Origin of the sequence: uncultured Jatrophihabitans sp., assembly GCF_964252635.1 — a bacterium.
In the GTDB taxonomy this organism is placed as follows: domain Bacteria; phylum Actinomycetota; class Actinomycetes; order Mycobacteriales; family Jatrophihabitantaceae; genus Jatrophihabitans.
Map to the genome: position 1 here is coordinate 80979 of NZ_CAXUNP010000014.1, position 13241 is coordinate 94219.

14 protein-coding genes are annotated in these 13241 nt (G+C 72.2%); 11 read left to right on the top strand and 3 right to left on the bottom strand.

Annotated elements, in window-relative coordinates:
- The first annotated feature begins 16 nt into the window (after nucleotides 1–16).
- Nucleotides 17–511, top strand: coding sequence for a pyridoxamine 5'-phosphate oxidase family protein (locus ACFFCA_RS08860; protein WP_375483865.1), 495 nt, complete (start codon nucleotides 17–19; stop codon nucleotides 509–511).
- Nucleotides 512–724: 213 nt separating this feature from the next.
- Here the strand turns inward: ACFFCA_RS08860 and ACFFCA_RS08865 are convergent, their stop codons facing one another.
- Entirely contained in the window at nucleotides 725–2266 is a 1542-nt protein-coding gene (locus ACFFCA_RS08865; protein ID WP_375483867.1) for an aldehyde dehydrogenase family protein, read from the bottom strand.
- A gap of 54 nt (nucleotides 2267–2320) precedes the next feature.
- Here ACFFCA_RS08865 and ACFFCA_RS08870 point away from each other — a divergent pair, with 54 nt between their 5' ends.
- Together ACFFCA_RS08870 and ACFFCA_RS08875 are read left to right on the top strand one after the other, a co-directional pair.
- Nucleotides 2321–3268 (top strand): LysR family transcriptional regulator, encoded by a 948-nt coding sequence (locus ACFFCA_RS08870; protein WP_375483869.1) that lies wholly within the window; start codon nucleotides 2321–2323, stop codon nucleotides 3266–3268.
- Nucleotides 3269–3416: 148 nt separating this feature from the next.
- Nucleotides 3417–3665, top strand: coding sequence for a WhiB family transcriptional regulator (locus ACFFCA_RS08875; protein ID WP_375483896.1), 249 nt, complete (start codon nucleotides 3417–3419; stop codon nucleotides 3663–3665).
- Nucleotides 3666–3715: 50 nt separating this feature from the next.
- On the opposite strand, the gene ACFFCA_RS08880 is transcribed toward ACFFCA_RS08875, so the two are convergent.
- On the bottom strand, nucleotides 3716–4189 hold the full coding sequence (locus ACFFCA_RS08880) for a metallopeptidase family protein (protein ID WP_375483871.1): 474 nt from the start codon (nucleotides 4187–4189) through the stop codon (nucleotides 3716–3718).
- A gap of 140 nt (nucleotides 4190–4329) precedes the next feature.
- Here ACFFCA_RS08880 and ACFFCA_RS08885 point away from each other — a divergent pair, with 140 nt between their 5' ends.
- The 6 genes from ACFFCA_RS08885 (at nucleotide 4330) to manA (ending at nucleotide 9629) form a co-directional block, all read left to right on the top strand.
- Entirely contained in the window at nucleotides 4330–4686 is a 357-nt protein-coding gene (locus tag ACFFCA_RS08885) for a DUF3499 domain-containing protein (RefSeq protein ID WP_375483873.1), read from the top strand.
- 30 nt (nucleotides 4687–4716) lie between these two features.
- Nucleotides 4717–6114 (top strand): phosphomannomutase/phosphoglucomutase, encoded by a 1398-nt coding sequence (locus ACFFCA_RS08890; protein WP_375483875.1) that lies wholly within the window; start codon nucleotides 4717–4719, stop codon nucleotides 6112–6114.
- Between the two features lie 13 nt (nucleotides 6115–6127).
- Complete coding sequence (locus ACFFCA_RS08895; RefSeq protein WP_375483878.1) at nucleotides 6128–6346, top strand: Trm112 family protein; 219 nt, start codon at nucleotides 6128–6130, stop codon at nucleotides 6344–6346.
- The gene (locus ACFFCA_RS08900) at nucleotides 6343–7491 is read left to right on the top strand and encodes a hypothetical protein (RefSeq protein WP_375483880.1); all 1149 of its coding nucleotides are present in this window, start codon (nucleotides 6343–6345) and stop codon (nucleotides 7489–7491) included. Before ACFFCA_RS08895 ends, ACFFCA_RS08900 begins: the two co-directional genes overlap by 4 nt.
- On the top strand, nucleotides 7488–8399 hold the full coding sequence (locus ACFFCA_RS08905) for a cation diffusion facilitator family transporter (protein ID WP_375483882.1): 912 nt from the start codon (nucleotides 7488–7490) through the stop codon (nucleotides 8397–8399). Before ACFFCA_RS08900 ends, ACFFCA_RS08905 begins: the two co-directional genes overlap by 4 nt.
- Nucleotides 8400–8462: 63 nt before the next feature.
- Complete coding sequence (gene manA / locus ACFFCA_RS08910) at nucleotides 8463–9629, top strand: mannose-6-phosphate isomerase, class I (RefSeq protein ID WP_375483884.1); 1167 nt, start codon at nucleotides 8463–8465, stop codon at nucleotides 9627–9629.
- Between the two features lie 39 nt (nucleotides 9630–9668).
- Here manA and ACFFCA_RS08915 read toward each other — a convergent pair whose 3' ends face one another.
- A complete protein-coding gene (locus ACFFCA_RS08915) occupies nucleotides 9669–10595 on the bottom strand; it encodes a LysR family transcriptional regulator (protein WP_375483886.1) in 927 nt (308 codons plus the stop codon).
- Between the two features lie 142 nt (nucleotides 10596–10737).
- On the opposite strand from ACFFCA_RS08915, the gene ACFFCA_RS08920 reads away from it, so the two are divergent.
- Nucleotides 10738–11367: a succinate dehydrogenase cytochrome b subunit gene (locus ACFFCA_RS08920; RefSeq protein WP_375483898.1), complete on the top strand. Its 630-nt coding sequence runs from the start codon at nucleotides 10738–10740 to the stop codon at nucleotides 11365–11367.
- The coding region (locus tag ACFFCA_RS08925; protein ID WP_375483888.1) for a fumarate reductase/succinate dehydrogenase flavoprotein subunit at nucleotides 11364–13241 on the top strand (1878 nt) is incomplete at its 3' end. The genes ACFFCA_RS08920 and ACFFCA_RS08925, both read left to right, overlap by 4 nt.

A 13241-nucleotide genomic window follows, 5' to 3' on the forward strand; every position in this document is an offset into this window, starting at 1 on the left:
GGTAGCGTCGCCGGGCATGGCCGACGACCAGCACGACGCCCCGCCCCTGCGTCCCCAGAAACGCGGTCGCAAGATCGCAATGACCGACGCCGAACGCGACGATTTCCTCGCGGGCGAGCGCACCTGCCGGGTCGCGACGCTGGGTCTCGACGGCCCGCACGCGACGCCGCTGTGGTTCGCGTGGGACGGTTCGTGCCTGTGGTTGTACTCGATCCAGCGCAGCCAGCGCTGGGCCGACCTCGAATGCGACCCGCGGATCAGTGCGGTTGTCGACGCGGGCACCGAGTACTTCGAGCTACGCGGGGTCGAGATCACGGGCCGCGCCGAGCCGGTCGGTGAGCTGCCACGCACCGGCGCGCCCGACGCCGCCCTCGTCGAGGTCGAGCGCATCTTCGGCGGCAAGTACCTGGCCGAGAACAACGGCGAGATGTTCCACGACCTGCGTCACGGCTGGCTGCGGATCACGCCCACCAAGATCACCAGCTGGGACTTCCGCAAGCTCGGCAAGTGATCCGTTCGCGTCTTCCCGCCCGTTGTGGTCACGATGCAGCGTCGCTCAGCGACCCCTACGGGCGGGAAGCCGGCGTACGACGACCCGCCCGTCGTCGACGTCAGGTACACGGCGGCCACACCGCGAACGCTCGGGTAACCCACCGAGTTGTCCGCGCCCGGGCGCGTCAGGACGCAGGGAAGCGCGGACAACTCCCGAAGGCCGGCGGGTCGGTCAGCCGAACTCGACGCCCTGCGCGAGCGGCAGCTCGGTCGAGTAGTTGACCGTGTTCGTCGCGCGGCGCATGTAGGCGCGCCACGCGTCCGAGCCGGACTCGCGGCCGCCGCCGGTCTCCTTCTCGCCGCCGAACGCGCCGCCGATCTCGGCACCCGACGGGCCGATGTTGACGTTGGCGATGCCGCAGTCGGACCCGTCGGCGCTGACGAACCGTTCGGCCTCGCGCACGTTCAGGGTGAAGATCGACGACGACAGGCCCTGCGGCACCTCGTTGTGCATGGCGAGCGCGTCGTCGAAGTCGGAGTAGGTCATGACGTAGAGGATCGGGGCGAAGGTCTCCGAGCGCACGATCTCGCTCTGCGTCGGCATCCGGACGATCGTCGGGCGCACGTAGTAGGCATCGGGTGCGTCGTCGATGAGGACCCGCTCGTTGCCCACCAGCACGGTGCCGCCGTTGGCGACGGCCTTCTCGATGGCCTCGACGTAGCCGCGGTAGGACGCCTCGTCGATCAGCGGCCCGACCAGCGTGCCGTCGGCCAGCGGCGAGCCGATGGGCAGCGTCTCGTAGGCCGCGCTCAGGCGTCGGCACAGCTCGTCGGCGACGGACTCGTGCACGATGACGCGACGCAGGCTGGTGCAGCGCTGACCGGCGGTGCCGGCGGCCGAGAACACGAGCCCGCGGACGGTGAGGGCGAGGTCGGCCGACGGGGCGACCACGGCGGCGTTGTTGCCGCCGAGCTCCAGCAGCAGCTTGCCGAAGCGGGCGGCCACGCGCGGGGCCACGGTGCGGCCCATCCGCGTCGAGCCGGTGGCGCTGACCAGGGCGACGCGCGGGTCGTCGACCAGTGCCTCGCCAACCTCGGCCCCGCCCAGGACCACGGAGGACACGGCCTCGGGGGCGCCGACCCGGCGGGCGGCCTCGGCGAGCAGGGCCTGGCAGGCCAGCGCCGTCAGCAGCGTCTTCTCCGACGGCTTCCACACCACCGCGTCGCCGCAGACCAGCGCGAGCGCGGTGTTCCAGGACCACACGGCGACGGGGAAGTTGAACGCGCTGATGACGCCGACGACCCCGAGCGGGTGCCACTGCTCCATCATCCGGTGCCCGGGCCGCTCGGAGGCGATGGTCAGGCCGGTGAGCTGGCGCGACAACCCGACCGCGAGGTCGCAGATGTCGATCATCTCCTGGACCTCGCCCAGGCCCTCGGAGCGGATCTTGCCGGCCTCGATGGACACCAGCGCACCGAGGTCGTCCTTGTGCTCGCGCAGCAGCTCGCCGAGCTCGCGGACGAGCTGGCCGCGCACCGGGGCGGGCACCGTGCGCCAGGCGAGGAACGCCTGCTGGGCCGCGGCGACGGTGTCGGCGACGTCGCCCGCGGTGTGCCCGGCGACCCGGCCGAGCTCGCTGCCGGTGATCGGGCTGCGGGCGGGCAGCTCGCCCTCCGAGCCGACGGCGGTGACGCCGAGCCGGCCGAGGACGGCGCGCGTCTCGTCGGCCAGGGCGTCCGGCGTGGGCAGGGTGTCGGCGGTGGGCAGGCTCATCGGATACTCCCTCGAAAGCTTACGTCTGCTCAGACTATGTCGTAAGTTGTGCTTATGACCAGCAGGGTCGGCTCGGACGTGCCGCTCGACGTGGGACGGCTGCGGCTGCTGCGCGAGGTGGGCCTGCGCGGCTCGATCGCCGGCGCGGCCCGGGCGATGGGGCTGACCCCCTCGGCGGTGTCGCAGCAGCTCGCGCTGCTCGAACGGGAGACCGCGACGGCCCTGGTCGACCGGTCGCCGCGGGGCGTCGCGCTCACCGGCGCCGGGCAGGCCCTGTCCGACCGTGCGGCTGAGGTGCTGGACCTGCTCGGCGTCGCCCGTGCCGACCTCGACCGCCTCGCCGGCTCGGTGTCCGGCTCGGTGACGATGGCCGCGGTCGCCAGCGCGGCCGCCACCGTGGTGTCGACGGCGGTCACCGAGCTGCGCGCGTCCCGGCCGGGCATCGAGGTCCGGGTGCGGTCGGCCGAGCCCGGGCGCGGTCTGGGCCTGCTGCTCGCCGACGACGTCGACCTCGCCGTCGTCGACGAGTACGACTACGTGCCGCTGGCGCTGCCCGAGCACGCCGTGGTGCGCGAACTGTGCACCGAGCCGCTCGTCGTGGTGCGCCCCGCCGGCGCCCGACGGCGGGGCCGGCTGTCGTTGACCGACCTCGCCGACGCCGCCTGGGTGATGCCGCCCGAGGATGCCGCCTGCGGCCGGGCCGTGCGGGCCGCGTGCCGCACGGCCGGGTTCGAGCCGCGGGTCCGGTGGGAGACCGACGACATGCTGCTGCTCGTCCGGGCCGTCGCGGACGGTCACGGCGTGGCCGTGCTGCCGCGGCGTTCGGTCGCCGAGGACGCGGCCCCGGTCCAGGTGCTGCCTCTTGCGGAACCCCGTCTGAACCGCCGTCTGCTGGCGGTGGCGCGGGCCAGCGTGGCCGAGCGACCGGTCGTCGCGGAAGTGCTCGACGCGTGCGAGCGCGCGGCCGGGCCCGGCATTGGCCACAGAACGGACACGAAATAACGCAGATCGGCGTGTCGCGGCGGATTTAGCAGCTGACCGGCTTGACGAACGCGAACGACACGCGTGTAATTTGGCCACTGTCATTCGACATCGCACTCACCCCCAGGAGGACGTCGTGACGGAACTGACCGGCACCGTTGACGGCGAGTTGCTCGCCGACATCTTCGGCCTCCCGGAGGAGGCCAGCTGGCAGGAGCGCTCGCTCTGCGCGCAGACCGACCCCGAGGCCTTCTTCCCCGAGAAGGGCGGCTCGACGCGCGAGGCCAAGAAGATCTGCACCGGCTGCGAGGTCCGCAGCGAGTGCCTCGAGTACGCCCTCGAGCACGACGAGCGGTTCGGCATCTGGGGCGGCATGTCCGAGCGCGAGCGTCGCCGGCTCAAGCGCCGCGCCGTCTGACCTAGCGATTCGACCAGGCCGTCTGACCCAGCCGCTCGACCCGAGCCGGCTCAGTCGGCGTCGTCGAAGTCGTCGAGGTCCCTGCCGAGGAACTCCGCGGCCAGGTCGACGACCACCATGAACACCAGGTCGGCGCGGTCGTCCTCGTCCACGGCCCGGGCCTCGATCGGCCGGCGGTAGACGACGATCACCGGCTGAGCGATGTCGGCCAGCCCGTCCCGGAACAGCCGCCCCAGGGGAACGCCGCGGTCGAGCACCACCCCAGGGGCGAACTCCAGATCGGGTTCGTTGCCCGGCACGTCCTCGACCGCGAACTCCAGCCGGCCCAGCGCCTCGACGCTCTCGCCCCAGTGCTCCTCGATCTCGTCCACCGCGTCCAGCACGAGGTCGTCGAAGGCCTCACCGCGCGTGCGGTGCAGCGGGACGCCGACGGGTGCGAGCGCCCCGCGCACGCCGCGCCCGCGCCGGTCGCGGCGACGCGGCGGCCGGGTCGAGCGCCGCACGGGTCGGCTCTCGTGACGCATGCGCTCACTCTAGACACGGCCACCGACGCGTCCCGGCCGTCGCGCGGGAGCGACACGACCGCCGGCACGTCGAATGAACCGGCGACGTGCCGCGGGCGGGGATACAGTCCGACAGTTGTGAAGGGGGCGAAGGGGGCCGCATGATGCACGTCCGGCGCTGCACCAGGACCGGGTGTGCGCGAGCCGCAGTGGCGACGCTGACGTACGCCTACGCCGACCTCACCGCCGTGGTCGGCCCGCTCGCCTCCTACGCCGAGCCGCATTCCTACGACCTGTGCGAGGAGCACGCGGTGCGCCTCACCGTGCCGCGCGGGTGGGAGGTCATGCGCCACGTCGGGGAGTTCCCGTCGCCCATCCCGCACGCCGACGACCTCGAGGCCCTGGCCGACGCGGTGCGCGAGGCCGGCCGGGCCGACACCGCCGTGCGCAGCACCGAGGCCGGCGACGCGCTGACCGGCCGCCGCGGCCACCTGCGCGTGGTCCCGCCGGCACACTGACCCCAGGGGTCCGCTCGGTAGGCTCCGTCCGTGGATCTCTCGGCACTGGTCAAGGCCTACGACGTCCGAGGCGTCGTCCCGGACCAGCTCGACGAATCGATCGCCCGCGCGATCGGCGCCGCCTTCGTCGACGTGGTCTTCGGCGGACAGACCGGTGCCGGCACCGCGGGAGGGATGCGCATCGTCATCGCCCACGACATGCGCGAGACCGGGCCGGGGCTCGCGCGGGCCTTCGCCGAGGGCGCCATGATGCGCGGTGCCTCGGTGGTCGAGGCCGGGCTGGGCTCCACCGACCTGCTGTATTTCGCGTCCGGCCACCTCGGCCTGCCCGGGGCGATGTTCACGGCCAGCCACAACCCGGCGCAGTACAACGGCATCAAGATGTGCCGCGCGAACGCAGTGGCCATCGGCGTCGACACCGGACTGCGTGACATCCGGGAACGCGCCGGCGCCTACCTGGACACGGGCATCCCCGCCGGGAGCGCGTCCGGTGACGTCGAGCAGGTCGACCTGCTGACCGCCTACGCCGAGTACCTGCGGGGCCTCGTCGACCTGGCCGGCATCCGGCCGCTGAAGGTCGTCGTGGACGCCGGCAACGGCATGGGCGGCTACACGGTGCCGGCGGTGCTCGGCGACACGGTGCTGCCGGCGTTGCCGCTCGACATCGTGCCGCTGTACTTCGAGCTCGACGGCACGTTCCCGAACCACGAGGCGAACCCGCTGGAGCCCGCGAACCTCGTCGACCTGCAGCGCAGGGTGGTCGAGGTCGGCGCCGACCTCGGCCTGGCCTTCGACGGCGACGCCGACCGGTGCTTCGTGGTCGACGCCGACGGCGCCCCGGTGTCGCCGAGCGCCATCACGGCCCTGGTCGCGGTGCGGGAGCTGGCCAAGGCGCCGGGCTCGGTGATCATTCACAACCTCATCACTTCACACGCCGTCCCGGAGATCGTCGCGGAGCACGGCGGGCGCCCCGTCCGCACCCGCGTGGGGCACTCCTTCATCAAGGCGCAGATGGCCGAGGTCGACGCCGTCTTCGGCGGCGAGCACTCGGCGCACTACTACTTCCGCGACTTCTGGTTCGCCGACACCGGCATGCTCGCGGCCATGCACGTGCTGGCCGCACTCGGCGAGCAGCCACGCACCCTCACCGAGATCACCGCCGAGTTCGCGCGCTACGCCGCGTCCGGCGAGATCAACTCCACCGTGCGCGACCAGCCCGGCCGCATCGACGCCGTGCGTTCGGCCTTCGCGCCACGGACGTCGTCGCTCGACGAGCTCGACGGGCTGACGGTCGAGCTGTCCGACGGGTCGTGGCTGAACGTACGAGCGTCCAACACCGAGCCGCTGTTGCGGCTCAACGTCGAGGGCCCCACCGACGAGGTGATGGCGGCGACCCGGGACGAGGCGCTGGCCGTCATCCGCGGCTGACAGGCGGTCGACGATGAGCATCGACCCCGAGCTGCTCGCGGTGCTGGCCTGCCCGAGCGACGACCACGCCCCGCTGCGTGAGCAGTCGAACGCCGGTGTCCGCACGCTCGTCTGCACGTTCTGCGCCACCACCTACCCCATCGAGGACGGCATCCCGGTGCTGCTGCTCGACGACGCGACACCCGGCCCGAACGGCATCGGGGTCGCGGCGGCCGGCGGTGACCGGTCATGACCTTCGACGAGGGCCTGCTCGACGAGCCGGCGCAGCTGGAGCAGCGCGACCGCACCCGGCTGCTGTGGTCCCTGGCGACCGCCGGCGCCCAGGTGCGGCGCGCGATCGAGACCGCGGGCGACTTCGGCGTCGAGCGCCTGCGCGGCGGCGAGCTGCCGCGCGCCATGCTCGTGGTCACCGACGCCCCGCCGTCGGCGGCCTCGCGGTTGATCACCCGGTTGAGCGTCGACCGGACGCCCGCGCTCACGTGGCACGGCGTGGAGCTGCCCCGCTGGGCCGGCCCGGCCGATGCGTTGCTCGTCGGCTCCGTCGACGGCCGGCACCCGCGGCTGGCGCAGCTGGCGGCACAGGGCGCGCAGCGCGGGCTGACCATGGCCGTCGTAGCGCCGGCCGGCAGCCAGGTGGCGGCGGCCGCCGCCGGGCGCGCGCCGCTCCACGAGCTCCCGCGCGACCTGCACCCGCGTGCGGCGCGGTGGTCGGTGCTCGCCCCGCTGCTCCAGGCCCTGGACGCCCTCGGCGTGCACCGGGTGCCCCCGAGCCTGCTCGTCGAGATCGCCGACGCCCTCGACGAGCAGGCCGAGCTGAACCGCCCGAACGGCGAGGCGTTCACGAGCCCGGCGAAGGCACTGGCCGTCGAGTTCGCCGAGTCCACCCCGCTCGTCGCCGGGGCCGGTGTGCTCGCGGGCGTCGCGGCGCGCGCGATGTCCGACGGGCTGCAGCATTTCGCGGGCGCCGGCTCGGTGTCGGTGAGCCTGCCCGACGGTGTCGGGCGGGCCGCGGCGCTGCTGCGCGGGTCCGACGCGCCGCCGGCCGAGGACGACTTCTTCCGCGACCGGGTCGAGGACGTGGGGCCCGCACGTCCGCGGCTGCTCGTCGTCGGCGACGACGGGTCGCCCGACGACCCGCTGCTGGGCGACCGGTCCGACGCCGAGATCCAGCTCGACGAGATGGCGGCCCGACGCGCGGCTGCGGCCCTGCTCGACCTGGCGTCCGGCCTCGGGCTGCGGTCGTCCAGCGTCGACGTGCCGGCCGGTGACCCGCTGGCCCGCTTCGCCGCGGCCACCGCGTTCGGTGACTTCACCGCGTCCTACCTGGCACTTGGCCTCGGGGTCGACCCAGGCCTGGATCGGAGCACGGACGCATGAGCACCGGGGGAGGGTCCAAGGCCATCGTCGCCGCGCTGTCGGCGAACCTCGGCATCGCGCTGATCAAGTTCATCGCGTTCGCCGTCACCGGGTCGTCGTCGATGCTCGCCGAGGGCGTGCACTCGGTGGTCGACTCCGGCAACCAGGGCCTGCTCCTGCGAGGTGGCGCCAAGGCCAGGCAGGCGGCGGACAAGGACCATCCCTTCGGGTACGGACGCGAACGCTTCGTGTACGCGTTCCTCGTCGCGTTGATGCTGTTCTCCCTGGGCGGGCTGTTCGCGCTCTACGAGGGCGTGGAGAAGATCCGCGAACCGCACCACCTCGACAGCCCGATCGTGGCCGTCGTCGTCCTGCTCGTCGCCATCTGCCTCGAGGGGTACTCGTTGCGCACGGCGGTGCACGAGTCCCGGCCGCACAAGGGCGACGACAGCTGGGTCGGTTTCATCCGGCACGCCAAGGTGCCCGAGCTGCCCGCCGTGCTGCTCGAGGACGTCGCGGCGCTGACCGGCCTGGTGCTCGCCCTGCTGGGCGTCGGGCTGGCCGAGGTCACCGGCGACCCCGTCTGGGACGGCGTCGGCACGTGCGCGATCGGCGTCCTGCTGCTGGCCGTCGCCGTCGTGCTCATGGTCGAGACGAAGAGCCTGCTCGTCGGCGAGTCCGCAGCACCGGTGCAGGTGTCGGCGATCGAGCGGGCGCTGGTCGGGGACGGCGTCGACCGTGTCATCCACCTGCGGACCATGCACCTCGGCCCGGAGGAACTGCTCGTGGGCGCCAAGCTGGCCATGCCGGCCGGCACCCCGCTCGCCGAGGTGGCAGGGGCGATCGACGCGGCCGAGGCGCGCGTGCGCGACGCGGTGCCGACGGCCCGCGTCATCTACCTCGAGCCCGACCTGGACCGGCCCTCGTGAGCGACGCTTGCGAGCGAACCATGGATGTGGCGCCTTCGGCGCGGCGAACGAAGTGAGGCGGCCATGAGCGTCGTCCGCCTCGAGGGTGCGATCCGTCGCTACGACTGGGGATCGCCCACCGCCATCCCGGAGTTGCTGGGCGTGGAGCCCGACGGCCGGCCGGTGGCCGAGCTGTGGTTCGGCGCGCACCCGGACGATCCGTCGCCGGCACCGGACCACGGGAGCACCCTGGACGCGATCATCGCCGCCGACCCGGTCGGGGCGCTCGGGCCGGCGGTCATCTCCCGGTTCGGCGAACGCCTGCCCTTCCTGCTCAAGGTGCTGGCGGCCGACAGGGCGCTGTCCATCCAGGTGCACCCGGCCCTCGAGCAGGCCCGGGACGGCTTCGCCGCCGAGGACCGCGCCGGCGTGCCCCGCGACGCCCCGAACCGCAACTACCGCGACCCGAACCACAAGCCCGAGCTGCTGTGCGCGCTGACGCCGTTCGAGGCGTTGTGCGGGTTCCGCCCGGTCGCCGAGACGCGCGACCTGCTCGCCGAGCTGGCCCTGCCCGAGCTCGACTTCCTGACCACGGCGCTGGGCGCGGCGGACCCCTTGCGTGCCGCGTTCACGGCCGTGCTCGAGCACCCCGACCCGGCGACCCTGGTCGGCGCGCTGGTCCGTGCGGCGACCCGCCTCGGCCGGCACAGCGACCTCGCCCGCGTCGTCGAGCTCACCTCCGACGACTACCCGGGCGACATCGGCGTGGTGCTGGCACTGCTGCTCAACCACGTCCGCCTCGAGCCGGGGGAGGCCATCTACCTCGGCGCCGGCAACGTGCACGCCTACCTGCACGGCACCGGCGTCGAGATCATGGCCAACAGCGACAACGTCCTGCGGTGCGGTCTGACGAGCAAGCACGTCGACGTGCCCGAACTGCTGCGGATCACCGACTTCCGGGAGCTGCGCGAGCCGCGCTGGCCGGCCACCAACGGGGTCTTCGCGGTGCCCGTCCCGGACTTCCGGCTGCTGCCCTTCGACGTCTCCGCCGTCGAGGGCCAGGTGACGCTCGGCCACGACGAACCGTGGATCGTGCTGTGCACCGAGGGGACGGTGGCGGTCGGGGGCGAGGTCCTCACCCCGGGGAGTGCCGCGTTCGTGCCCGCCGGGGACGAGGCGGTGCCGGTCGAGGGCAGGGGCACCGTGTTCGCCGCGGCCGCCGGCGTCATGGATCCGGTCGCGGACGCCTGATCGTTTCGGCCTCGGCGCACCGCTCCGGCGGCGGTGGCGTCAGGTCAGCGCCTGCACCCCGCTCGGCAGGCTGTCGGTGTCCGCGGCTCGCTGCAGGAAGTCGACGATGCTCTCGTGCAGGGCGCGGGCGGCGCGCGGTGCCTCGACGTCGGCGCGCTCGGCCAGCAGCACGGTGCGCCGGATGCCCGGCGGGGTGAACGGCGTGACCCAGAACCGGGGTGTGGCGACCGTGCTCGGCACGACGGCGAGCCCGAGGCCCGCGTGTACGAACTCGAGCACCGCGTCCATCTCGCCGCCCTCGACCGAGAACGTGGGGTCGAACCCGGCGGCGACGCAGGCGGCGACCGTCCGCTCGCGCAGGTCGTACCCGCTGCGGAACATCACCAGCGGTCGCCCCTCGAGGTCGCCCACCGCCATCGACGAGCGCCGGGTCGGGCGCGGCCCGGATCGCGACGAGATGACCACCAGCTGCTCGTCGAGCAGCGCGACGGTGCGCAGCGCCGGGTCGTCCGGCACCCGCGGGTCGATGATCAAGGCGAGGTCCAACGCCCCCTCGGCCAGCTCGTTCTGCAGGTCGCGCGACCCGCTCTCGTGCACGACGATCTGGACGTTCGGTGCCTCGCTGCGGAACCGCGCCAGCATCATCGGCAGCAACCCGGTGCACAGGCTCGGCGTCGCGCCGAGCCGGACCCGTCCGCGGCCCAGGTCGTGGACGTCGCGAATCTCACGTCGGGCCGCATCGACGTCGGCGAGGATGCGCCGGGCGACGGGCAGCAGGGCCTCACCAGCGTCGGTCAGCGTCACGTTGCCCCGTGTGCGGTGCAGCAGCGGCGCGTCCAGATCGGCCTCGAGCGCCCGGATCTGCTGGGACAGCGACGGCTGGGCCACCCCCATGCGGTGCGCCGCCCGGGTGAACTGCCCCGTGTCGGCCACGGCCACGAAGTAGGCGAGCTGCTGCAGTTGCATAGTCACATCCTATCGAGAGTGCGACCAACCTCTCTTTGACCAATGATCAGCGCGGGCATAGCTTTTTCCTGTGGCTCTCGACCTGCAGACGCGCGGCGTGGCGCGCACGCTCTGGGACTCCTCGATCGGCAAGAAGACGATCATGGCTGTCACCGGAATGATCATGATCGCCTTCCTGCTCCTGCACATGCTGGGCAACCTGAAGATCTTCTTCGGGCGCAAGGACTACGACCACTACTCGGAGTGGCTGCGCACCATCGGCAACCCGGTGCTGCACAACGTCTGGTTCCTTTGGATCCTGCGCGCGGTGCTGGTCGTGTCGCTGGTCCTGCACGTGACCTCGGCGGCGCAGCTGGCGCAGCGGGCCCGTCAGTCCCGGCCGGTGTCCTACGACCACGGCCAGCGGCTCAAGGCGCGCTACGCGCCCAACACCATGCGCTGGGGCGGCGCGTTCCTGCTCGTGTTCCTGGTCTGGCACCTGCTCGACCTGTCCGCGGGCGTGGTCAACCCCGATTTCCACCAGGGCGCGCCGTACCACAACGTCACGAAGGACTTCCAGACGTGGTGGATGAACCTGATCTACATCGTGGCCATGGTGCTGCTCGGGATGCACATCAACCACGGCTTCCGTAGCGCGACCGAGACCCTGGGTTTCGGGCAGAACGCGGCGCGACGGCGCACCATCGAACGTACGGGCACCGCCCTGGCGCTGATCATCAGCCTGGGCTTCATCGTGGTTCCCGCCGCAGTCATGGGAGGTCTCGTCCGATGAGCGAAGTGAACGACGACGCACCGGAGCGCGTGGTCAACGCGCACACCGACCTCTACGACGTGGGCGACCCGCTTGCCGACGGCAAGGCGCCGGACATCGACATCGAGCGCCGCTGGACGCAGCGCAAGTTCGACGCCAAGCTCGTGAACCCGGCCAACCGGCGCAAGCACAAGATCATCGTGGTGGGCACCGGGCTGGCCGGTGGCTCGGCCGGCGCCACGCTGGCCGAGCAGGGCTACCACGTCATCCAGTTCTGCTTCCAGGACTCGCCGCGGCGCGCGCACTCGGTGGCCGCGCAGGGCGGCATCAACGCAGCGAAGAATTACCGCAACGACGGCGACTCCACCTACCGGCTGTTCTACGACACCGTGAAGGGCGGCGACTTCCGCTCGCGCGAGTCGAACGTCTACCGGCTCGCCGAGGTCTCGGCCAACATCATCGACCAGTGCGTCGCGCAGGGCGTGCCGTTTGCCCGCGAGTACGGCGGCCTGCTCGACACCCGCTCGTTCGGCGGCGTGCAGGTGCAGCGCACGTTCTACGCGCGCGGCCAGACCGGGCAGCAGCTGCTCGTCGGCGCCTACCAGGCCCTCGAGCGGCAGATCTCGCTGGGCAACATCGACATGCACGCCCGCACCGAGCTGCTCGACATCGTGGTCACCGACGGGCGCGCTCGCGGCATCGTCGCCCGTGACCTGGTCAGCGGCGAGATCACGACCTACCTCGCCGACGCGGTCGTGCTGGCCACCGGCGGTTACGGCAACGTCTTCTACCTCTCGACGAACGCGAAGGGCTCGAACGCGAGCGCCATCTGGCGGGCGCACAAGCGCGGCGCATACCTCGCGAACCCCTGCTACACCCAGATCCACCCCACGTGCATCCCGCGCTCCGGCGAGCACCAGAGCAAGCTGACGCTGATGAGCGAGTCGCTGCGCAACGACGGCCGCATCTGGGTGCCGAAGAAGGGCGGCGACCCCCGTCCACCGAACGAGATCCCGGAGGACGGGCGCGACTACTACCTGGAGCGGATCTACCCGGCGTTCGGCAACCTCGTGCCCCGCGACATCGCGTCCCGCGCCGCGAAGAACCAGTGCGACGCCGGCAACGGCGTCGGCCCCGGCGGGCAGGGCGTGTACCTCGATTTCGCCGACGCCATCAAGCGCATGGGCCGCGACGCGGTGGCTGCCAAGTACGGCAACCTCTTCGACATGTACCAGCGCATCACGGCGGAGAACCCGTACGAGGTGCCGATGCGCATCTACCCGGCCGTGCACTACACGATGGGCGGGCTGTGGGTCGACTACGACCTGCAGAGCACCATCCCCGGCCTGTTCGTCATCGGTGAGGCGAACTTCTCGGACCACGGCGCGAACCGCCTCGGTGCGTCGGCGTTGATGCAGGGGCTGTCGGACGGTTACTTCGTCCTGCCGCCGGTGCTCAACAATTACATCGCGCAGGGCGGCTTCAAGGACGTCGACCTGAGCTCGCCGGCGGTCGCCGAGGTCGAGGCCGAGGTGCGCCGTCGCATCGACACGCTGCTGTCGATCGACGGGAACCGTACCGTCGACTCCTTCCACAAGGAGCTCGGCCTGCTGCTGTGGGACTACTGCGGCATGGCCCGCAACGAGGGCGGCCTGCGCAAGGCGCTGGACCGCGTCCGCGAGCTGCGCACCGAGTTCTGGAAGTCGGTCAAGGTCACCGGCACCGGCGAGGAGCTCAACCAGCAGCTCGAGAAGGCCAACCGCGTCGCCGACTTCCTCGAGTTCGGCGAGCTCATGTGCCTCGACGCGCTGCACCGCGAGGAGTCCTGCGGCGGTCACTTCCGCGAGGAGCACCAGACCGCCGACGGCGAGGCCGAACGCGACGACGAGCACTTC